This window comes from Streptococcus dentiloxodontae (assembly GCF_053206925.1).
In genome coordinates, this window is the sequence record NZ_JBRUHR010000023.1 from 14,389 (window position 1) to 35,522 (window position 21,134).

Here is a 21,134-nt window from a genome sequence, read left to right on the forward strand (position 1 = left end):
TTATTATACTCCTAATCTACATGGAAATAAAGCTTTTTCGATAAAAATATCTATTTTTTGCGGTTTTGATGTTACATTTTCTAACATCTATGTTGTGCTAAAACTTTTGAAAGAAAGGCAGCAACTTTTATTTGCGAGTTAGTTTCACTACGGCCTCAGTCCTAGCTGTATGCGGAAACATATCAACAGATTGGATATAATCAACCCTAAAAACCTTTGCCAAATCAACTAAATCGCGTGCCAAGGTCGAAACATTGCAAGAAATATAAACCATTTTATCTGGGGTATATTGGACAATCGTTTGCAGCAATTCGTTATCTAAACCTGTTCTTGGCGGATCTACAATTAGGGCACTAGCTCTATAGCCCTCTTTATACCAACGTGGAATAATATCTTCTGCTTTACCTGTTTCATAGTGAGTGTTTTTGATTCCCATAGCCTGAGCATTTCTTTTAGCATCAGCTATAGCTTCAGGAATTATATCCATCCCTCTAACGGACTTAACTTGCTTGGCAAAAGCAAAGCCTATGGTTCCAACACCGCAATAAGCATCAATAAGTGTATCATCTAAAGAAACATCCAAAGCCTGAACTGCCTGTTCATAAAGAACTTCAGTCTGCTGAGGATTCAGCTGATAAAAGGCTCGGGGAGACAAAACAAAACTATAATTCAAAACTTCCTCTTGAATACTGTCAATTCCCCAAATAATTTCAGTCTCCTCACCGTAAATTTCACTAGATTTAGAGCGATTATAATTGATGGCAACAGTCACAATTTCAGGAAAAGCTTCTGTTAATTCTTTTACCACTCTAGTCAGACTTACCTCTTTTGAGGTAACAAAAATAAGCTGAACTTGATTACTTGCTTGAGCCTTACGAATCATAACCGTACGAATCCCTTGAACTTTCCGCTCATTGTAAATTGGTGTTTTATGTTTATCTAAAAGGGCAGTTACGCGATTCATAATGGACTGTGTCAGCTGATCCTGAACGAGACAATTCTGAATGTCAACTAGGCGATGGCTTCCTTGGGCATAAAGGCCCGATTTGACAGAACCGCCAAATGTCCGTGTTTGAAACTGGAGTTTAGCACGATAATGCTGAGGATTTTTCATACCAATCGTCGGACGAATCTCAAAATATTGATAACCATCAGGTTTAAATTTCTTAAGTGCCTGTTTCAGCAAATCAGTTTTGAACTCTAATTGTTTATCGTAGCGCAAATGCATCAGTTGGCAGCCCCCGCATTCTTCGTATACAGAACAGGCCGGTAATTCACGAAATTTAGAAGTCTTATTAATTTTGAGAAGTCTGGCCTGAACAAAATTCCGCTTAACAGATGTTATCTGACAAAAAACATCTTCCCCTTTGAGAGCACCGGGCACAAAAACCAGAGTCTTTTTATAAAAACCAATCCCTTCGCCATTAATTCCCATACGCTTTATTTTCAAGGGAATACGCTGTTTTACTTGTAAATGCATGCTTCTATTCTACCATTTTTGTTATAATAAAAGCATGAAAATTACTAAAATCGAAAAGAAAAAACGTCTTTATTTGCTGGAAATTGATAATAAAGATGAACTTTACATAACCGAAGACACTATCGTGCAGTATATGCTGACTAAGGGAATGACGTTGGAAATGGCAGAACTAGATGAGATTAAAAGCTTTGCTCAATTTTCATACGGAAAAAATTTAGCCCTCTATTATCTTTCTTTTAAACAGCGCAGTGAAAAGGAAATCAAGGATTATCTGATTAAACATGATATTGAAACTGCTGTTATTTCTAAAATTCTAGTGAATCTCAAAAAAGATAAATGGATTGATGATAAACACCTTGCCGAAAATTTAATTCAGCAAAATGCTTCATCTGGTGATAAAGGAGCCTATGTTCTCAAGCAAAAGCTGCTGAAAAAAGGCATTGCTTTAAATACTATCGAACAAGTGCTTGACACATATGATTTTTCAGAGCCAGCAGAAAGAGCGGCTCACAAACTGCTGAAAAAATATGAGGGCAAACTGCCAAGCAGAGCTCTGCAAAATAAAATCTCTCAATATTTGCTTACAAAAGGGTTCTCCTATGCAGAAGTTAGCATCACCCTTGAAAATCTTGCTATTGAAAAAGACGAGGAAACAGAAGATGAACTTATCTCTAAAGAACTTGAAAAACAATACCATAAATACAGCCGCAAATATGATGGCTACAGCTTAAAGCAGCGACTCACACAAGCCTTAGTTCGTAAAGGCTTTGACTACGACAGGATTGCTTCAGCCTTACGAGAATATCTGTAAAAATAAATATTTTTCTGTTATCTTTTTCTGAAAATTATGATAAAATATTAGACGATAACCTTTATTGTAGAAAGAGAACGCCATGAAATTACCTAAAGAAGGCGACTTTATCACAATTCAAAGTTATAAACATGATGGTAGTTTGCACCGTACTTGGCGCGACACTATGGTACTAAAGACAACTGAAAATGCTGTTATTGGTGTGAATGATCATACTTTGGTCACAGAAAGCGACGGCCGTCGGTGGGTTACCCGTGAACCGGCTATTGTCTACTTTCACAAAAGATACTGGTTTAACATTATAGCCATGATTAGGGATAACGGCGTTTCCTACTATTGCAATTTAGCAAGTCCATATATTATGGATCAAGAAGCTCTCAAATATATCGACTATGATTTGGATGTCAAAGTCTTTACTGATGGTGAAAAAAAATTGCTGGACGTTGATGAGTATGAAGCTCATAAAAAAGAAATGCACTATTCGTCTGATATTGACTATATCTTAAAAGAAAATGTTAAAATCCTAGTTGATTGGATCAACAATGGCAAAGGGCCATTTTCACAATCTTATGTCAACATCTGGTACAAGCGTTACCTTGAACTGAAGAATCGTTAAAGTTGCCACAACAAAAGCACCCCTTTGCAGGATGCTTTTATTTTTTTATTGAGATGATAATAATTTCTATTTTATGATTGTTTTAACATCCTAGGCACCTGATTCCAAATTTTCTTGTCACCAAAGGTTGCTGTGAGGGTTCCTTTTTGCAAAATATGACCTTCCATAGCTCTCAGCAATCTTCCCTTGTCTGTCCACCGATTTAAGTCCAAAACAATGTCCAAACTATAAATGGTAAAGCGATAACGATGAACTCGTCCCATAGGAGGCTTAGGACCAGCATAACGATACCACCCATATGAAATACCCTGTCTAGCGCCTGATGGATAAGTTACTTCACTTCCTTTTTCAATACCTGCAGGCACATGACTTAAAGCTGGTAGATTCCAAATAAGCCAATGGGTAAAATTCTTTTTCAAAGGGTGATCTAAGTCTTCCAAAATAATAGCTAAAGTTCTTGCCTTTTGCGATAAGTTTTTCAAGTGAAACTCCGGAGATTGATTGGCACCAAAACCTGTGTTTTCAAGAGGAAATTCACCGCCTTCAAAAATTCCAGAACAGGTAATTACCAGCTTTTCGGTCATAATATCACCTCTTTTCAACTTAAAAATCCTTGTAAATTGAGTTAATAGTCTCTTTGTTATTCATGGAAATTTTTCTGTCTATCTCTTATTGCTGCAAGAACTGGCTGATATTAGCTATTTTAACCCAACACAAGATTCACTTTATTCAAATAATTCATTAACTGCTATGGATTTACTCACTTTACTTTCACAGCACCATTCTAACACACTTTGCTGTTCTTTTCCCAGTAAAAATTGAAATTATGATATAATGCCCTTAATTTACCGGATAAGAAGGGAAAACTGTGCGATGGCTAATCTGCTTAACTATGTTGATGATGTTAAACATGATAATTTTGATAATTATCCTCTAAATGAAGTGGATATGTTGGTTTTGACAGAGTTGGGCTATCTTCCTTTTAACAGTATTTTGACTGATGAATTTAATGCCTTTAAAGGATTAACTTTACAAAAATTAGCAGAAGCTTATTTTCAAAAATATGGTGACAAGCCCTTTTCCACAACAGCCTGCAAAAATCGTATCCGGCTACTCAAAAAAGTTATGGCGGCTAAACGGTACCAAGATATCCATGCTTTTGCCTTCGTTGATGATGTTGACATAACATTAGAAAAGCAATTTTCAGCTATAACTTTTCAACTAAAACAAGATTATTTTCTCCTTGCTTTTCGAGGGACAGACGATACTCTCATTGGTTGGAAAGAAAGTTTTTATATCACTTATAAAAAAGAAATTCCCTCGCAAACTGCAGCAAAAGCTTATCTTGAGAAAGCTTTGACTTATCTTTCAGGAAAGTGTTACCTGACTGGTCATTCCAAGGGCGGCAGCTTGGCTCTTTTTGCAGCCGCCTTCACTTCCTCTAATGCGCAGAAAAAAATCGCTAACATCTTAACTTATGATGCACCCGGTCTGCATCCATCTCTCACCCAAACAGATGGCTATCAAGCTGTTCAACATCAGGTTAGAGCTTTTATTCCTCAAGATTCAGTTGTGGGGCAGCTCTGGAAGAAACCTAATGAAGCTTCTGTTGTTCGCAGTAAAACTTGGGGACCTGGGCTCTGTCAGCATGACACCTTTACTTGGCAAATTCAAAACAGACAATTAGTCCAATTAAAAACTGTCACTAAGGGCAGTCTTCAGGTCAATCGCGCTCTTAATCTTTGGCTGAAACAATTCAATGAGCATCAATTGCAAAAATATTGTGATGATTCTTTTGATCTGTTATTTACTTCTGAACTTCAATGCTTAGGGGATTTACATCATCATATGCTCCCAAAGCTTTTTACTGTTATAAAGCAGTTCCTATCCATGCCTCAAACAGATAGACAAGCATTGCTAAAAGCAATCAGAGATTTTTTCCCTTTTTATTTTAGAATGATTAAGGAAGATTTGTTTGCTATTCGCTTTTTAAATAGAACAATCGGTGAATAACAGTAAATTTTTATCAATCATTTTTTCCGATAATTTGAAATGCGAAGCAGTTAAGTTGATAATTCAGAAGATTTATTGTTCAGCCGGTTAAAGAGGACTTTAATTTAACTTCCATCTGGTAGATAGGAATTTCTATCACTTTCCAACCTCTTTTTCTATACCATCTAAAACGAGACTGGAACTTTCATCCCAGCCTTGTTTTTATTTAAAGATTTTTTTACTTTCTCTGCTCAAATAACAACTGTTCCTTATCCAAATTCATCGTTAAACAATACATTGTTTTATCTTCCTGCTCAACGTACCCCAATTTCACCAAACTATCAACAAAAATATCACGCCTCTTTTGCATAACTTTGTTCTTACGAACAAATTTGAGTAAAAAAGAAGTCATATATTTCATGGCGTAATCTTCATTAACATCACCTAAGATTGCATACAGCTTCTTTTGTGCTTCCGACAAAGGATATTGGTGTTTCAATTTATAAAAATAGGAAGATAGGGTTAATGTATCACGAGCAAAATCTACTTTTTCTTTCATTAAAACACTATTCGTTTTATTCGTCAGCACTACTTCAAACACTAACGTTTGCAATTCCTGATAGGCGGGGCTGTTTGTGTCAACAAATACTAAACTATCCAAAGCTAAATTTTTTGTATTCTGCAGCAAATCAAACCCATTGCGATACCGACGGTTTTCACGCAAAATATAACCAGCTTGAATGTAATTTTCTAAGGCCTTGTCAATCATTCTCACATCGGCAAACTCTTTTTTAATCTCACGCAGAGTCACATCTTCATGCTTATACAAGTAATTGATGAGGTCATGAAAAAAAGGCTGTTGTGTCCATTTATTAGGATTCAAAACAGTGATCACTAGATGGTACCTCCCTAAACAACATCTGACAAACCATTTATTTTGTCAGTAAAATGCTTCCATCATCTCTATTCTTATTATAACAAACATGCTCAGTCTGATTCAACTAGAAAAATGAGGATGGTTATGAAGCATTTTTTATCAGTTCCAAAAGAAATCAGCTGTTCTGATAGTAGAGGGCGTTTATTTTATTCAAATTTACTTTATACATTCAGCCCCAAAGCATAAACTCCGATGAGATCAAGCAAGGCAATGCTGCTGTAAATCCAGCCAACATTTTTCCCGTAAAGTACAAAGGCACCAATCGCTCCCAGACCAAAAGCAGCTATCTCCAAGAGCAGCTTTGCCGTACCTGTCAAAACCTGAGGAGACTTAGGAGCCCCGTAACGGCTCCAAACCAGAGCGATGGCGAAGCCCAAAAGGGCAAAAATTATTTTGATAAGCCAGGATCTTCGGGTAAAGATACCTCCTACTAATCCTGAAACCGTGACAATTTCCAAAAGAAAACGGACACTCATAACAAGAGCTGACATAAGCTGTTCTCCTTTTCATTCGTTAATTTTCTGCCTGATGCTAAGCATAGACAAATATCTAAGATTGCCAATTCAAAAGCAAACAGAACTATTGGTCGCCTATAAAGGCTAAAAAGTCCCACTACACCAATACTGCAGACGAATAATTCTAAGCCAAACGTCTCAAACCAGTTAAGACATTTGGAGAATTTGGCGCACCATATCTGTATCTGATAAAACCGAGCACTAGCCCCAGAAGCCAGAAAAAGTACTTTTCACTAAGAGAAATCTTGACCAAGACAACTACCATCAAACCAAAAACAGTGAGAGTTTCAACAACAAAGCTGATAAAAATGGCGAAACCTTTCATGGTCTAGTTTCCTCTCTCAATAATGGTATAAGTGATATAGTCTGTTACAATCTCCTGTAAACGTTCATCATAAACACAATCACCTGTGGCATAGTTCATTACCATACCATGCAGAAAAAGATAGACCCCCCGAACAATATTTAAAGTCTGTACTTCCGTCAGCGAATGCGGCAGCAACTCTCTCATCAAATCTCTCAGGAAATTAAAATTTTTCATCCGCAGTTCATTAATGGGCTGGGCAAAGTGCGGCAAATCCACCCGCTCTCCCCCATACATAAAGAGCAGCTGATAAGAGTTAACATGCTGAAAGCCAAAACGAATAAAACAATGACAGGCTGCTAATAATTTATTGGCAGCCAAATCCTGTGATTCCACTATCTCTGCAAAAGACTGGTAGAGAAGCTCTAAGGGGACATGGGCCACCTCATAGAGAATCTCATCCTTATTTTTAAAGTAAAGGTAGAGAGTGGTGTGGGAACAGCCGGCTCTCTTGGCGATTTCCCGTACACCTACTTCCTGATAAGATTTCTCCTGAAAAAGAGCTTCGGCAGCTGCGATGATTCTTTCCTTTGTTTGATTTACCTTTTCTGATACCATGAACTGGCCTCCAATTTTGTTAAAAAATGTTCAACTTCCCCGCCATGACAGACACTGAGAAGAGCCTGTGGATATTTTTTTAGGACCTCGTGTGCCGACTGCAGAGCCTGATCCATATCAGCAGTAAAAGACTTCATCGGAGGTTTTAATTTCCCAAATCGGCTGGTTGTCAGTAAGTCTCCCGCAATCAAGACATTATCCTCAGCATGATAATAACAAGTATGCCCAAGTGAATGTCCCGGTGAAAAGACAGGAGTTAGGCCAGCCTCCTTAAATAATTTCTCAGCTTCTGGATTGTCCAAGGCAGTGAACTCGCTCACATCAAAGGTCAGTGATTCTACTTTTTCCCGCCTCGGATAAGGCTTCTTCCCAGTAACATAGGGCAGTTCATTTCTGTCAATGACCATAGACAAATCAGGCAAAATCTCTTTCAGCTGAGGAATGCCGCCTACATGATCAGAATGCCCATGTGTCAGAAAAAGCCCTTTGACCCGACTGCTATTTAGGTAATGGTTCACCACATAATTAGCCATTTCCCCCATTCCTGTATCAATTAAAAAATAAGATCCATTTTTTTCAACCACCCAGATACTGATAATGAAGATCCCAATATCAAATTCAACTTCAAAAATATGCGGACTGATTTGTTTTTTCTTGGAAATTATTTTATAAATAAAGTTACTCATCCTAACACCTCAGTTCATTTGATTTTAACTAACCACCGGTTAGTTGTTGGTATCATTATATTCTTTTCTAAAAAAATTGCAAATAAAAAGGGGTGCAGAGTACTGACCCCAAAAAGTTGGACAACTAATTATTGAAAGGATTTAGTTCTGTATTGGACAGGACTGAGTCCTTTTAGTTTTGACTTAATGCGTTTGTTGTTGTAGTAAAAAATGTAATCTGTGATAGCTTGTTCGAGTTGGTCAAGGGACTTAAAACTCTTCTCATAGCCATAGAACATCTCAGATTTGAGAATGCCAAAGAAGAACTCCATCATGCCATTGTCAGGACTGTTGCCCTTACGTGACATAGACGGACGAATCCCTTTTGAACTCAAAAAGTGATGGTAATCTTGGTGTTGATACTGCCAACCTTGATCACTATGGAGGATGGTTCCTTCATAATGGTCAGTCGGAAAAGCCTTCTCCAGCATTGTCTTCACTTGTTTCAGGTTTGGAGAACGAGATAAGGTAAAGCCGATAATTTCGCTGTTATAACCATCCAGAACAGGTGACAAATAAAGTTTCTCTGTGCAGTTCGGTAAAGCAAACTCAGTCACATCTGTATAGCACTTCTCGTAAGGTTTCGAAGCCTCAAACTGACGGTTAACGAGATTGTCCGCCTTCTTGCCAACCTCACCCTTGTAAGAAGAATACTTGCGTTTCCGCCGAATACGAGCAGCCAAGCCCATTAGTTTCATCAAGTGCTGTGCTTGAAAAGGACTTAAGACTACTATATAATATGGTTAAAACAAAGAATGATTAATAAGATTTGAGGTCATATTATGAAAAGGAGAAATTTTTATATTATTTGTACGACTATTATCATCATAGCAAATATGCTGATGATAATCATTAACCATGGGGAAGAAACTATATCAAATTTATTTATAATAGTGTTAGTTCTATTTTTCTTTCCTCACTTTTTATGGGCGGCTGATGTTGGTTTAGCTTCTCAGATCAAGCTAGAAGCAACCCTATTACTTATTCTCGTCATTCTTTCTCTTGTACGCTTAATGAATAGAATTGCCCCCTTACCTGACGCTGTGAGCTACCTGATAGCTATTGTTGCTTTTATCCTAATCACAGTGCTCCTAGTTGCTGGAATTATCAGATGGATAGACAAAAATAAAAAAGACTAACTAAATAAAAATTTTCAACGAGGTGACTATCTTTTTGCAACAGTAAATGATAAAATCCCCTCCTCTCATTTGTACTCCCTCCACGAAAGAACACTAGAAAAATAACTCCTAGAAATGCTGAGTGACTAACATTTCTAGGAGTTTTTTCTACTCTCATAAAAAAATTGAAGCATTGATCCAAAATAGACTTTCCTTCAATCTCATCTTATATGCTCTTATAAATGCTATCCAAGAGGCCTGGAAATTTTTGATTTAGCTCTTCCAGCCTCAGCGAGATGAAACGCTGCCTCCCTTCTACCCTAACTCGAATCAGTCCGCTTTCTCGTAACATTTTATAATGATGGGACAAATTATTTTTTTGTCCCAAATCCGAAAAATAGCTGCAGCTTCGCTCTTGCATAGAGTTATAAAGTTCTTTGAAAATGGCTAAGCGAATAGGCTCACTAAGAGCATAAAGAATCTGTTCTATTTGGATATCTTCTATGTCTGGATGATACAGTGCCTTCATAGTATTCAACTCCTTCTGGCTTGTATTTTAACAAAAAACAAGGTATAATACAATTATTCAATAAATATTGAACTATTTTAGGAGGAAGTTTATGAATATACTCAATCGTTATTTTTATCTGTCCGATTTGGCTGTTCAAAACGAAAATAGCCTGCAAGAACTCATTCAGTTATTTGCTGAAGACGCTGTTATTGAGGCCAATGACAGTCTTACCTATACTGGCAAAGAAGAAATAATCCCATTTTTTAAAGATTTTTTTAGTCGCAATTTAGCAACTAAGCACCTATGGGATGTCCATTCAAGGGGAAATGGAAAATTCCAAGCTAATTGGGCAGTGGCGGGACGCCGAAATTCCGGTGATTACTTTGCTCTGACAGGTCAAGACATCGCCACGGTTAAGAACGATAGAATTACCCATCTCAAGATTATCGGCAATTAATAACAAAAGGAGGCAGTCTTATGAAGATTACCAAAGAAATCCTGTGGGAAGACAGACGAAATGACAATGTGACCTATACGTCCTATCTGGTCGAACCTTCTGCAGATATCAAAAATATCAATCCTAGACCAGCTGTCATCATCTGTGGAGGCGGAGGCGGTGCCAGAGTCACCGAAAGAGACAAAACACCTGTGGCTTTGTATTTTCTGGATAAGGGCTTCCAGGCAATTACACTGGACTATACGGTAGGGGCTGAAAGTGCCTATCCTAAGCCAATTTTTGACTTAGCCAAAATGCTTTTAGTCACTAAAGAGCATGCAGACGAATGGAATATTGACTCAGATAAGATTGTTCTAGTCGGTTTTTCAGCCGGAGCAACGCTTTGTGCTTCTTTAGCCACCAGGTGGCATGAAAGCTTTTTGCAGGAATCTCTGGGCTGCTCAGCTGAAGATCTGAAACCTGCCCTAGCTATTCTTTCCTATCCCTTGGTAGATTTTCATTATCAATATAAGGCCCTTTTGGTTGATCCGGATAAACATCTGCAAACCAGCTTCCTGCCTATATCAAAAGAAGAATTTCTAACCAGCTCACTTAAAACAATGATTGGGCAAGAGCTTACAGAAGAAAAACTTAGAAAAAACAGTCCAATCGAATATATTTCAAATCAGACTGTACCAACCTTCATCTGGGGTATGCAAAATGACGATGTTATTTACAGTAACCAGCTACTGGACTATGCTAAACGTTTAAGAAAGCATCATATCCTATTTGAATGCCATTTATTTGCAACAGGCCAGCATGCTCTTTCTGTCATCAACCGCAATTCACAAGCCAATTTTTCTGACTACCAGAACTTAGCCATTTGGCGGAAACTGGCTATTCGCTTCATTAATCAAGTCTTGAAACTAGACTAAGATATCTTAATAGCAAAAGAGAGTGGGACAAACCACGATGATTGCTGTCCAATCACCCACAGAAGAGTGTAATCGTGAAGATTACGTATAAAAAGTATCCAATTCCTTATATTTTTGTCATTTTACTTGCAAGACGGAACCAGAGACTCACAAAAATGTGAATCTCTGGTTTTTACTGTCCAAGAAAACTTTTTGTCTCAGGCTTTTTCATATGATAATTTTTTACAATTGTCTCAAAAATAGCCTGATTAAAACTTTAGTCATCTGGATGAACATTGATGATTAATATAGTCATATTTTCTTCTTTCTATTTTTAAAAATATACTCCATATCACAAAATACTACTTGACACAATATACTATGTGTTATATAGTATATATAGAACCTGTGGTGCTAGTTCATTTCAAAATAGAAAAGCAATAGTAGACTTGTTCGAGAACTCGATGAGTTAATTTTAAAATAACTGATATAAATGAGTTTTTGAAATATTAGTGTTCTAAATTTCAGGGTATCCGAACAAGTCTGGTAATGAAAGGAATCTATATGTTGAAAAAAAAAGCATTAACTGCGACTCATCTCTCAAAAAGTTTTCGACTGGATGTTCAGAGGAATATCTCAGTTTTAGAGGATATTTCCCTGAGCGCTGACTATGGTGAATTTATCTCCATTTTAGGTATCAGTGGATCTGGAAAATCAACGCTACTAAAGTGTCTCGCTAGTTTATCAGAACCTACCAGTGGTCAAGTGAATATTAATGGTGTTAATCCCTATAGATTACGTGATACAAAACTTGCTAAGCTGAGAAGACAGGATATTTCTGTGATTTTTCAATCTTATAATTTGGTTCCCGCTCTTCCCGTTTTAGAAAATATCGCCCTCCCATTACGCCTCTCTCATAAAAAGGTTGATAGAGAAGCCATTCGTAAACTGATGAGACAGTTGAGATTTGAAGCTAGTCTCGATGCTTTTGTATCTACCTTATCAGGTGGCGAACAGCAAAAAGTGGCTATTGCCAGAACTATTTTATCTGATAGCAAGGTTATTTTTGCGGATGAACCAACTGGCGCTTTGGATAGTTTATCTCGCCAAGTTATTTTTGATTTATTACGACAGTTAGCCAATCAGGGGAAGTGTATCTTAATGGTGACTCATGATATCGAATTGGCTAGTCAGACCGATCGCTCTCTGATTTTAAAGGATGGCGTCATCCATCAAGAACTCTTAAAGCCCACGTCCCAATCCTTATACCAAGCTCTTGAAGTGGAACAGTGAAATAAAGGGGGCTTATTATGCTAAAACTCATTTACTATCAATTCAACTATAGCAAAAAGCAGTGGTTAGGGACTCTGCCGGTTTTATTGGTTTCTAGTCTGATTATTGGAACTTCAATGAGTGGGATTTTCAATATTACGAAGAATGCTGATACCTTTAAACACTTAGCAGATCCAACGCCAATTTTTGAAATGATCATTTTCTTTGGTGGATTGACATTATTTTTATTGATTTCAGGGTTAATAAATTTTTTGATTTCAATTTTTAAAGAAGATTATCAACTCTGGACTGTTTTAGGTGCCGATCGTTCACAGCTTTCATTATTGATTGGCGGACAATTGTTTTTTGTGACCTTTATCCTCAGTGTCGTCACAACCATACTTTCGACTTATTTAGCTGGCGGATACTATTTTCTCATACAGTCCTTTGTAGGTGAAAAGAGCCTTCCTAGCATTCCTTTTTCCTTTGATTGGCGGGCAGCCTTGCTTAGTTTATTCACAATACCCTTGATTGCCGGGACTAGCGGATACTATTATTCGAGAAAACTTTTGAAAATTGGAGTGCTTAATAGAGGAAAAATGGGCAATAAAAGGCGTCCTCTTCATTTAATCATTAAGGGGAGTTTTGCCCTTCTTGTTCTAGGGTTGTGGCTAAGTTGTATCTATCTTTTATATTCAGCCTCTTTCACTAGTTCTCTCGATGTTAGATTTGTTAGGCTCAGTTCAATTTTCTTTATGCTTTTGCTACACTTGTTCATTATTTACTTGCTGACTCCCCACCTTCAAATTTTTCAACTAAAATTCTTATCCAAAGTTTTAGCGAAATCTAATTACGCTATGATTCTAGCCAAATGGACTATTTTGTACAAACCTTCTTATTTAAAATCCTTACAGAGTTCAGTAGCCATGGGGATTACTTTAATTTCTGGTTTTATATTATTAGCTCAGAATATCTCTGCTAGGTTCCAAACGAATAGTGTAGCAGAGACCAAGGTTAGCTTTTTAGCTTATCTTGCGGCTCCTATAGTTATCATATTAGCTAACGTTATTTCTGTCACTATTTTATCTTCCCATCAAGATTTAAAAGATGTTAAACAGTTAAGTATCTTAGGGGTATCAAAGCAAAATCATCTCTGGATCTTGCTATCTTATAGTTTGATTCACTCCCTTATTGTTTTTCTTACTTCGCTTTTGTTTAATCTCGTTATTCTTGCGATGGTTATGTTTGGCATCCATTTATTCAATTATTCGATGATAGACTGTACCCCTGTTTTTACTATTGATTTACTCGTGTCAGTTTTACTATTTGTTTTTATATTTATAACTAAATTCATCAGTATATCGTATGCAAATGGTCTTGATATAACAAAAAATGCGTAATATTGGCTCATCTGAAGTTTCGGACGAATCTCTAGTAGTCTTGCTGCTATTACAAGCTACACTAGGAATCAAATCACAACGACACTTTTATAGAATCTGTCAACTATTTTCTTGTGGTAAATTACTGGAAAAATCACTTCAATCAACATTCTAGATAATTAATTTGGTACAGCTAATTTGACAAGCTATGAATGAACCATTAGACTTTAATACTATTATTGTTATCGTGAAAAAGATAAGCCTCCTTGTGTGCAAGCACACAGCGTCAGCTTCTTATTTTCATCTCGCTTTCTTAACGGGCTTTATATCTATTGAAAGGAGGGACTGTTATTGGAATCACAATTAAAACGAGGTCTGATTGAAATCTGTGTCCTTGCTGCTCTTCGTAAAGAAGACTCCTACGGCTATAAGATTATCAAAGACATATCAGACTATATCAAAATATCTGAGTCAACGCTTTACCCCATTTTAAAACGGCTGGAAGCTAGTGGAAGCTTGGAAGTCTATACAGTGGAGCACAAGAGCAGGCTGCGAAAGTACTATCACCTGACTGATGCAGGCAAGCAGCAGATTGACAAATTTATTGACGAATGGGTCACCGTCGAACGTGCCTATCAATTTATCAAAGGAGACGATTCACATGGATAGAGAACTATTTCAACAAGCGCTCAGACACTATTTATCTGATTTACCAGGTTACGAAATTGAAAAATCCGTCAGCTATTTCGACGAGATGATTGATGATCGTATTGAAGAAGGAATGACCGAAAAAGAGGCTGTCGCCGATATAGGAGACCCTCGTACAATTGCTCAAAAAATCCTGGCAGAAGAACAATCTTTTATGGATCAATTTAAAACAAAGTTATTGCCACAAAATGGCTGGACCACCAAACATATCTTTTGGGCAATTGTTGGTTCTCCTCTTTGGTTAATACTTCTTTGTTTAGGCGTTACTCTTCTCATCACTGTTCCCGCCTTAGTATTTTCACTATGGTGCATGGCAATCGGATTTTCCATTTCTGGTATTGGTTCAATTATTGCTAGTCCCTTCCTTATGGATGGAAATGCAGCCCTCTTATGCTACTACCTTTGCTGCGGATTCATCTTTTTAGGAATCGGTCTGCTACTGTTAGCGGCAGCTAAAGCTAGTACACAATGGATAAAACCTTACTATCGTAAATTGATTATAAAAAGCAAGGAGAAACTCGCATGAAAAAATTACTAACAGCTGGTGGTCTCTGTATTGGAATCGGACTTATCTTTGCCCTTGCTACCTATTTCATAACAGGGGGTCAATTAAACAGCCTTAAAACAGAGTTTCAATTAGAGCCAAGGCAAGAAATATTTGCCAGTCAAGATGTCCGCCAATTGGATGTTGACGTAACCAGTTTTGACATCCAAATTATCGGAACAGATCAAGACAAGGTCACTGTAGACTATGCTGAGAGCCGTTATACAAAATTTCAAATCAAGACAGAAAATGGGCAGCTCTCCATTCGCCAGCAGCAAAAGGGACTCCGGAGCTGGGTTCGATTAGACGGCCTTCTTGATTTACTCACTAATAATGAGGATAATACTGTCAAAATTAAGGTTCCTCAAAAGATATTAAATCAAGTTTATCTTCAGTCTAGCTCAGGAAATGTTGAAGCGGATAATCTAGATATCAATGGCAACTGGAAAACGACCGTCATATCTGGAAATACAAGCTTGAGCAATCTCTCTGCCCAAAACATGACCCTTTCTTCCATATCGGGCAATCAAGACTTGAACCAAGTATCCGCCAAAGAGTCATTCCAAGCAAATTTGACATCTGGAAATTTAACGGTCAATCGCCTAAATGTCGGAAAATCAATTCTTTTCAAGCTTACCAGTGGAAATGCGAAAGGAACCGTTCTAGGAAATATCAATGATTACAACTTTGACACCAACGCCATTTCTGGCAATAATAATCTGCCTAAGGAGAGAACAGGCGGTCATAAAAACTTCACCGCTGAGCTGATGTCTGGTAATCTTGCTATTGACTTCACAGAGTAGAGGAAAAATCGTATGTCCACATTTTCTAGCAAAGAAAAGATTTTTCTCTTTCTAATATGGACTTTCCTTTTGGTTAGCTGGTTTACGAAAGCTGGCCAATCCATCCTCACTTGTACTATTTTCCATGCCATAGTCAATCATATTCCCGGTACTTTTGAGGGAATGATAAAGGCCATGGCCTATGGAGAACTAAAGCAAATTCAGCCTTTCTATCTATGATCAGCTCTGCTATTGCTCACTGCCTTTAGCATCTATCTTTGGTATCATGCAGACCATCATGCATCATCCTAGTTTCTTTCTATATCCTTACTGAATTGCACCTCATAATTTTCTGTGAGGTGTTTTTCTATGCTAAAAATTTCCTGATAGCTTCAATGGCTACCGTACTACCCACCTGACAATGTTGTTCTCCACCTGTCTCTTTGGTAAAGAGGTGCGCCTCAATTTTTCGTGCATTAATCAACCTTTCCTTAATATAAATAAGGCGCTTGGCTGGAACATATTGATCCTCCTCGCCTGCTAACAAAAGGACATCTTGATCAATAAGTGGTTCCAGTCCCTTTATACTATGCTGTTCCACCTTCTTTAAAAAATCATAAGGCGTTTTCGTTCCCGTTAGCTGATACCCACGCTCAATCTTCCAATACAAATCTAAATCTCTTTTCATAGCAAAGCGAAGTGCAGTATTTAATAACCATTTTTGTTTCCCTACAAAAAGCACTTTAAAAATCATATTGGTAAACCAATTAAGCTCCATAGTCAGGGCATCCATACCTTGGTAAAAAATATCAAAGGCAATCACTCGCTTAATCCTCTTTTCAAAAGCAGCGGCTCGCATGGCAAAGTAACCACCCCACGAAAGACCCAAAACAGTTACTTGATCCAGTCCAAAATAGTCTAGCACAGCGGCTACTGGTTCTTCAAAATTAGGGATAAAATAAGATTTTTCTCTTTGGAAAAGCAAATTCCCCTGACCAGGCCCTTCAAAGAGAATGAGATTATAATCGCCATCTGCAAATACCGACATCCAAGCAATCAATTCTTCCATATTACTATCATATCCTCCAAAAATTAAAAGATTCTTAGTCGCACCCGCAGAAGAAATTCTAACAGCTGGCAGACTTGTCTTTTCATAAGGAACTTGGTGCCTCTCCAATTCCAGATCAGCAAATGCACGATAAAAACAAGCTAAACGATGCTGTTGGATGAAATCTCTATCCGGATCATTTTCCAAGAGGTAAAAACTAGCTCCGAAAAAATAAGAAGCCGCAATATCATCATCTCCTAAGCTTTCTCTCATGATGGCAAATTCTTTCCATACCCTACTCCAAGAAGCTATATCTTTTAATTGAGGGACAATAGTATGCAAATCGGCAGCCACCTGTTCATTCCCCTCAAAACGAGAACAGATACGATTGATTTGCAGATCAAATTGAGCATTTCCTGTGTAGTGATAAAACATAAATAAATTTCTCCTTTTTACTGTTAGTATAAGAGGAGTTTCCTTGACAAACAAGCATTACTTTTCTATAATCTGTAGGAAATCGTACAGACTGTCAATAAATGTTTCTTAAACAACAGAAAAGGAAAATTCATATGCCCCAAGACGTCCGCATTCTAAAAACCAAACGAGATATTGAAAATGCCCTGATTGAACTTATTATTGAAAAAGATTTTCCAAGCCTGACGGTAAAAGAGATTTGTCAAAAAGCCCTCATCAGCCGTTCTACTTTTTACAGCCATTATTTGGATAAGTATGATATTCTCGAACAGCTGGTTGCCAGAACCATCCAGCAACTAAATGAAAAATTCGCTGCAAAATACCAAGCCAAAGCCTCGTCTCAGCAACTAAAAACTTTTTTTGACGATATCTATGACTTCTATCAAGACAAGCAGCAACTTTTACAGGCTCTTTTGAAAACCCCCTTTCCAGAGCAGGCCAGCTTTGAAGATGAGTTTAGTAAACATTGTCATCACTACATCTATCAGACACTTTTACATAAAAAAAGCCAGCACAAATTGCCAGACCAGCTTATTGCACAGCTTTTCACTGCAAATATTCTTACTCTCATGCGATGGACATTGGAACATGGCTCCTCAGAGGAACTAACTTCCTCTATTGATCAGCTGCATCATTTATTTTTCGAAGTGATATAAAAAAACAAGTATGGGACAGGCTGTCATGATTGCTGCGCAACCTCGATAGTCCGTCCCATCTTCTCGTCATCGTCTATTTATTTTGGTTTAGTTAAGCATTAAAACTCTCTGTCAATTGTGGTACAACTTGTTTCTTACGAGATACAGCTCCTTCAAGGAAGGCATGATTATTCTCAAGTTTAAAGTTAAAAGCCTTCTCAATTTTATCGGTATTCGTACCCAATGCTAAGATTTCTGAATTAGAATTCAGAATATCAGTAATCATCAACACAAAATCTGAATACCCATTTTCCGAGCGTGAATCGTTAATGGCTGTCTCAATTTCAGTTTGCCGAGCCAAAACATCATTAATATCAACCGTATTCACTTGAGCAACACGAACTTGATTTCCATTTAGTTCAAACGTTTTAGCATCAATATCAATCAATTCTTCTGCCGTTTTGCTAGCCAAATTGGTTCCTGCTTTGAGCATAGCCAGACCGTATTCCTGCAAATCCACTCCAGCAATGGCAGCCAATTCTTCTGCAACTGCTGGATCAGTCGCATGAGTCGTTGGTGATTTTAAAAGCAAGGTATCTGAAATGAGACCAGACAGCATCAAACCTGCGATTTCCTTTGGAACTGCCACATGATTTTCCTTATACATGCGATAAACAATAGAAGATGCAGACCCGACTGGCTCTACCCGCATATAAAGAGGATTAGCTGTCTCAAAATTTGCAATCCGGTGGTGGTCAATGACTTCAATCACTTCAACATCTCCAATATCAGAGATTGATTGCTGAAATTCATTATGGTCAGTTAGAATAACCTGTTTTACACCTTCATTTTTAGCCGATTCAACCACACGTGGCGCATCAACACCAAAATAATCTAAGACAAAAGCAGTTTCTTCATTAGGAGTTCCAAGAGCTACAGCCTCTGCATCAATACCCAGTTGACGTTTCAAATATGCATAAGCCACCGAAGAACCAATAGCATCCGAATCCGGATTTTGATGACCAAAAACTAAAATTTTAGACATAATTCTATACCTCTTACAAATATTTTCTACACAATTATATCATAAAAAAACAAAGAAAAAAGGGTAATTACCCTTAAATTTAGGCTCTATAATATCTGTAGTGGGTAAATCTCATTCAGATATTATAGGGCTTTTTGAGGGTATGAAAAAAAGTCCCATATGACTTATAATGAAAAGCGACCAAACTCACATTAGAAAGACTCATATGGAACTTCTTAAGAATACCACAGATTTAATCGGATTGAAAGACAAAAATATCAAAATCCTTCTCGTTTTACAACACCAAACCCACATTGAAATACAAGCTAAGCTGGATTATCAAGCGCCTGACTGCCCCCATTGTCAGGGAAAAATGATTAAGTACGACTTTCAGAAAGCATCGACTATCCCACTTCTTGATATCCAAGGGATGCCCACCCTTCTAAAGCTCAAAAAGCGTCGCTTTCAGTGCAAAGGTTGTCGCAGAGTGTCGGTATCTGAAACCCCTCTCGTTCAGAAAAATTGTCAGATTTCCAAACCTGTCTGGGCTAAAATCACTCAGCTTCACACTGAAAAGCTGACTAACTCCGCTATCGCTAAGAGATGTCATATCTCCGGCTCTGCCGTCCAGAGAAAGCTGGAACAGTTCACCTTTAAAGAGAATTTTACCAAACTTCCTGAAATCTTATCTTGGGATGAATTCTCTCGAAATAAAGGGAAATTAGCCTTCATCGCTCAAGACTTTGAAACACGAAAGATTGTCACCATCCTTGAAAACAACAGGCAATCAACCATCAAAAACTACTTCTACAAGTATCCTAGAGAGGTTCGCGAGCAGGTTAAAGTGGTAACGGTGGACATGTCTGCTAGCTACATTCCCATCATTAAGCAATTGTTTCCTTGCGCCAAAATTGTTCTTGATCGCTTTCATATCATCCAGCACTTAAGCCGGGCTATGATGACCACTAGAATTGCTATTATGAAGAGCTTTGACAAGAAGTCTCTGCCCTATCGGGCCATGAAAAATCATTGGCGCCTTCTTCACAAGGACAGCCGGAAGCTCTCTGACACTGCTTTCTATTCACGAACCTTTAGGCAAACTTTAACCCCTCGTGAGATTGTCAATAAAACTTTAGCTTTCTCTGATGAACTTCGCTTTTATGATGAGCTTTACCAACTCTTGCTCTTCCATTTTCAAGAAAAGAGACCAACTGAATTCTTTGGACTCATTGAAGACCATTTAAACGGTGTCAATCAGGCATTTTCAACCGTCTTCAAGACCTTTCTCAAATACAAAGATTACATCACAAATGCTCTTAACCTACCTTATTCTAACGCTAAACTGGAAGCAACCAACAAGCTCATCAAGGATATCAAACGCCAAGCTTTTGGCTTTCGAAACTTCAAAAACTTTAAAATTAAAATTCTCATCGCTTTGAACATGCAAAGAGAGAGAACCAATCTGATTCTCTCTCGTGCTTAGTTATAAGTCACCCACTACAGTTGACAAAGAGCCTAAATTTACTGACGGGATTCGAACCCGCGACCCCCACCTTGGCAAGGTGATGTTCTACCACTGAACTACGTTCGCTAATGCCGGCTACATGACTTGAACACGCGACCCTCTGATTACAAATCAGATGCTCTACCAACTGAGCTAAGCCGGCCTATCTATATGTCTCTTCTATGCGGGTGAAGGGACTTGAACCCCCACGCCCGAAAGCGCCAGATCCTAAATCTGGTGCGTCTGCCAATTCCGCCACACCCGCATATCATGACCCGTACTGGGCTCGAACCAGTGACCCTTTGATTAAAAGTCAAATGCTCTACCAACTGAGCTAACGAGTCTTTCCTCTTTTTTGAAATCGCGATCTTCTCTTAATTCCAACGGTCCCGACGGGAATCGAACCCGCGATCTTCGCCGTGACAGGGCGACGTGATAACCGCTACACCACGGGACCTAATATAACTAATTGTATTCGAACTAAAAAGCTAGTGATTTAGATAAATCAGCTTGAAGTCTTGTAACTTCTACGCCGATTTCCTAAAATCATACGCTTTTCTTCACGTTCTCATTACTTAATCATGGGAGTTAACGGGATCGAACCGCTGACCCTCTGCTTGTAAGGCAGATGCTCTCCCAGCTGAGCTAAACTCCCTATCGGCTAAGCGACTCCCATATCTGGCAGGGGGCAACCCCCAACTACTTCCGGCGTGCTAGGGCTTAACTGCTGTGTTCGGCATGGAAACAGGTGTATCTCCTAGGCTAGCGTCACTTAACCAATTGAATA

The 21,134-nt window shown here is 38.1% G+C and carries 24 protein-coding genes, 6 tRNA genes, 1 rRNA gene and 2 pseudogenes; 15 read left to right on the forward strand and 18 right to left on the reverse strand.

The annotated features are described in order from the left end of the window. Window positions 1-127: 127 nt before the first annotated feature. Window positions 128-1,480 carry a 23S rRNA (uracil(1939)-C(5))-methyltransferase RlmD gene (gene rlmD / locus ACVRZ8_RS09555; RefSeq protein WP_447449103.1) on the reverse strand — a complete coding sequence of 451 codons (1,353 nt, stop codon included), beginning with the start codon at window positions 1,478-1,480 and terminating at the stop codon, window positions 128-130. 34 nt (window positions 1,481-1,514) lie between these two features. On the opposite strand from rlmD, the gene recX reads away from it, so the two are divergent. Together recX and ntdP are read left to right on the forward strand one after the other, a co-directional pair. Next, entirely contained in the window at window positions 1,515-2,291 is a 777-nt protein-coding gene (recX, locus tag ACVRZ8_RS09560; protein WP_447449104.1) for a recombination regulator RecX, read from the forward strand. An 82-nt stretch (window positions 2,292-2,373) separates the two neighbouring features. Beyond that, window positions 2,374-2,907 (forward strand): nucleoside tri-diphosphate phosphatase, encoded by a 534-nt coding sequence (gene ntdP, locus ACVRZ8_RS09565; RefSeq protein WP_447449105.1) that lies wholly within the window; start codon window positions 2,374-2,376, stop codon window positions 2,905-2,907. Window positions 2,908-2,978: 71 nt separating this feature from the next. Here ntdP and ACVRZ8_RS09570 read toward each other — a convergent pair whose 3' ends face one another. Next, a complete protein-coding gene (locus ACVRZ8_RS09570; RefSeq protein ID WP_447449106.1) occupies window positions 2,979-3,491 on the reverse strand; it encodes a YbhB/YbcL family Raf kinase inhibitor-like protein in 513 nt (170 codons plus the stop codon). Window positions 3,492-3,780: 289 nt separating this feature from the next. Here ACVRZ8_RS09570 and ACVRZ8_RS09575 point away from each other — a divergent pair, with 289 nt between their 5' ends. Next, entirely contained in the window at window positions 3,781-4,920 is a 1,140-nt protein-coding gene (locus ACVRZ8_RS09575; RefSeq protein WP_447449107.1) for an Mbeg1-like protein, read from the forward strand. 217 nt (window positions 4,921-5,137) lie between these two features. Here the strand turns inward: ACVRZ8_RS09575 and ACVRZ8_RS09580 are convergent, their stop codons facing one another. From ACVRZ8_RS09580 to ACVRZ8_RS09605, 6 genes and pseudogenes are all read right to left on the reverse strand, one after another. Beyond that, on the reverse strand, window positions 5,138-5,794 hold the full coding sequence (locus ACVRZ8_RS09580) for a DUF1803 domain-containing protein (RefSeq protein WP_447449108.1): 657 nt from the start codon (window positions 5,792-5,794) through the stop codon (window positions 5,138-5,140). 203 nt (window positions 5,795-5,997) lie between these two features. Continuing rightward, window positions 5,998-6,327, reverse strand: coding sequence for a DUF2568 domain-containing protein (locus ACVRZ8_RS09585; protein ID WP_447449109.1), 330 nt, complete (start codon window positions 6,325-6,327; stop codon window positions 5,998-6,000). Between the two features lie 148 nt (window positions 6,328-6,475). After that, a complete protein-coding gene (locus ACVRZ8_RS09590) occupies window positions 6,476-6,676 on the reverse strand; it encodes a DUF2568 domain-containing protein (protein ID WP_447449110.1) in 201 nt (66 codons plus the stop codon). A 3-nt stretch (window positions 6,677-6,679) separates the two neighbouring features. Next, complete coding sequence (locus tag ACVRZ8_RS09595; RefSeq protein ID WP_447449111.1) at window positions 6,680-7,273, reverse strand: TetR/AcrR family transcriptional regulator; 594 nt, start codon at window positions 7,271-7,273, stop codon at window positions 6,680-6,682. Beyond that, window positions 7,255-7,959, reverse strand: a complete 705-nt coding sequence (locus ACVRZ8_RS09600; protein WP_447449112.1) for an MBL fold metallo-hydrolase — start codon at window positions 7,957-7,959, stop codon at window positions 7,255-7,257. Before ACVRZ8_RS09600 ends, ACVRZ8_RS09595 begins: the two co-directional genes overlap by 19 nt. 128 nt (window positions 7,960-8,087) lie before the next feature. Then, a pseudogene (locus tag ACVRZ8_RS09605) lies at window positions 8,088-8,705 on the reverse strand (IS3 family transposase); the annotation flags it as partial. 75 nt (window positions 8,706-8,780) lie between these two features. Here ACVRZ8_RS09605 and ACVRZ8_RS09610 point away from each other — a divergent pair. Then, complete coding sequence (locus ACVRZ8_RS09610) at window positions 8,781-9,137, forward strand: hypothetical protein (RefSeq protein ID WP_447449113.1); 357 nt, start codon at window positions 8,781-8,783, stop codon at window positions 9,135-9,137. A 205-nt stretch (window positions 9,138-9,342) separates the two neighbouring features. Here the strand turns inward: ACVRZ8_RS09610 and ACVRZ8_RS09615 are convergent, their stop codons facing one another. Next, complete coding sequence (locus ACVRZ8_RS09615; RefSeq protein WP_447449114.1) at window positions 9,343-9,645, reverse strand: ArsR/SmtB family transcription factor; 303 nt, start codon at window positions 9,643-9,645, stop codon at window positions 9,343-9,345. A 91-nt stretch (window positions 9,646-9,736) separates the two neighbouring features. Between ACVRZ8_RS09615 and ACVRZ8_RS09620 the strand changes: the two genes are divergently transcribed. From ACVRZ8_RS09620 to ACVRZ8_RS09660, 9 genes and pseudogenes are all read left to right on the forward strand, one after another. After that, window positions 9,737-10,084: a nuclear transport factor 2 family protein gene (locus ACVRZ8_RS09620; protein WP_447449115.1), complete on the forward strand. Its 348-nt coding sequence runs from the start codon at window positions 9,737-9,739 to the stop codon at window positions 10,082-10,084. Between the two features lie 20 nt (window positions 10,085-10,104). Continuing rightward, window positions 10,105-10,998, forward strand: a complete 894-nt coding sequence (locus tag ACVRZ8_RS09625; protein ID WP_447449116.1) for an alpha/beta hydrolase — start codon at window positions 10,105-10,107, stop codon at window positions 10,996-10,998. Between the two features lie 543 nt (window positions 10,999-11,541). Further along, window positions 11,542-12,270 (forward strand): ABC transporter ATP-binding protein, encoded by a 729-nt coding sequence (locus ACVRZ8_RS09630; RefSeq protein WP_447449117.1) that lies wholly within the window; start codon window positions 11,542-11,544, stop codon window positions 12,268-12,270. 17 nt (window positions 12,271-12,287) lie between these two features. Next, the gene (locus ACVRZ8_RS09635; RefSeq protein WP_447449118.1) at window positions 12,288-13,649 is read left to right on the forward strand and encodes an FtsX-like permease family protein; all 1,362 of its coding nucleotides are present in this window, start codon (window positions 12,288-12,290) and stop codon (window positions 13,647-13,649) included. After that, window positions 13,645-13,785, forward strand: a pseudogene (locus ACVRZ8_RS09640) (IS982 family transposase); the annotation flags it as partial. The gene ACVRZ8_RS09635 and the pseudogene ACVRZ8_RS09640, both read left to right, overlap by 5 nt. A gap of 194 nt (window positions 13,786-13,979) precedes the next feature. Beyond that, on the forward strand, window positions 13,980-14,297 hold the full coding sequence (locus ACVRZ8_RS09645) for a PadR family transcriptional regulator (protein WP_447449119.1): 318 nt from the start codon (window positions 13,980-13,982) through the stop codon (window positions 14,295-14,297). Continuing rightward, window positions 14,290-14,862, forward strand: a complete 573-nt coding sequence (locus ACVRZ8_RS09650) for an HAAS signaling domain-containing protein (RefSeq protein ID WP_447449120.1) — start codon at window positions 14,290-14,292, stop codon at window positions 14,860-14,862. Before ACVRZ8_RS09645 ends, ACVRZ8_RS09650 begins: the two co-directional genes overlap by 8 nt. Then, window positions 14,859-15,683: a DUF4097 family beta strand repeat-containing protein gene (locus tag ACVRZ8_RS09655; protein WP_447449121.1), complete on the forward strand. Its 825-nt coding sequence runs from the start codon at window positions 14,859-14,861 to the stop codon at window positions 15,681-15,683. The genes ACVRZ8_RS09650 and ACVRZ8_RS09655 overlap by 4 nt, the downstream gene beginning before the upstream one ends. Window positions 15,684-15,695: 12 nt before the next feature. Further along, window positions 15,696-15,902 (forward strand): hypothetical protein, encoded by a 207-nt coding sequence (locus tag ACVRZ8_RS09660; protein ID WP_447449122.1) that lies wholly within the window; start codon window positions 15,696-15,698, stop codon window positions 15,900-15,902. Window positions 15,903-16,029: 127 nt separating this feature from the next. On the opposite strand, the gene ACVRZ8_RS09665 is transcribed toward ACVRZ8_RS09660, so the two are convergent. Then, window positions 16,030-17,145, reverse strand: a complete 1,116-nt coding sequence (locus tag ACVRZ8_RS09665) for an alpha/beta fold hydrolase (protein WP_447449123.1) — start codon at window positions 17,143-17,145, stop codon at window positions 16,030-16,032. A 134-nt stretch (window positions 17,146-17,279) separates the two neighbouring features. Here ACVRZ8_RS09665 and ACVRZ8_RS09670 point away from each other — a divergent pair, with 134 nt between their 5' ends. Further along, a complete protein-coding gene (locus tag ACVRZ8_RS09670) occupies window positions 17,280-17,840 on the forward strand; it encodes a TetR/AcrR family transcriptional regulator (RefSeq protein ID WP_447449124.1) in 561 nt (186 codons plus the stop codon). 91 nt (window positions 17,841-17,931) lie between these two features. Here ACVRZ8_RS09670 and ACVRZ8_RS09675 read toward each other — a convergent pair whose 3' ends face one another. Continuing rightward, entirely contained in the window at window positions 17,932-18,864 is a 933-nt protein-coding gene (locus tag ACVRZ8_RS09675) for a manganese-dependent inorganic pyrophosphatase (protein WP_447449125.1), read from the reverse strand. Between the two features lie 205 nt (window positions 18,865-19,069). Between ACVRZ8_RS09675 and ACVRZ8_RS09680 the strand changes: the two genes are divergently transcribed. Then, window positions 19,070-20,326 (forward strand): ISL3 family transposase, encoded by a 1,257-nt coding sequence (locus tag ACVRZ8_RS09680; RefSeq protein WP_447449127.1) that lies wholly within the window; start codon window positions 19,070-19,072, stop codon window positions 20,324-20,326. Between the two features lie 43 nt (window positions 20,327-20,369). Here ACVRZ8_RS09680 and ACVRZ8_RS09685 read toward each other — a convergent pair. From ACVRZ8_RS09685 to rrf, 7 genes are all read right to left on the reverse strand, one after another. Continuing rightward, window positions 20,370-20,426 (reverse strand) — tRNA-Gly (locus ACVRZ8_RS09685). An 11-nt stretch (window positions 20,427-20,437) separates the two neighbouring features. After that, window positions 20,438-20,510, reverse strand: a tRNA-Thr gene (locus tag ACVRZ8_RS09690). Window positions 20,511-20,530: 20 nt separating this feature from the next. Further along, window positions 20,531-20,612 (reverse strand) — tRNA-Leu (locus ACVRZ8_RS09695). A gap of 6 nt (window positions 20,613-20,618) precedes the next feature. Continuing rightward, window positions 20,619-20,691 (reverse strand) — tRNA-Lys (locus tag ACVRZ8_RS09700). Window positions 20,692-20,731: 40 nt separating this feature from the next. After that, window positions 20,732-20,804: transfer RNA gene (locus tag ACVRZ8_RS09705), tRNA-Asp, on the reverse strand. 125 nt (window positions 20,805-20,929) lie between these two features. Then, window positions 20,930-21,002, reverse strand: a tRNA-Val gene (locus ACVRZ8_RS09710). Window positions 21,003-21,007: 5 nt separating this feature from the next. Next, a 5S ribosomal RNA gene (gene rrf, locus ACVRZ8_RS09715) occupies window positions 21,008-21,123 on the reverse strand. Window positions 21,124-21,134: the final 11 nt, after the last annotated feature.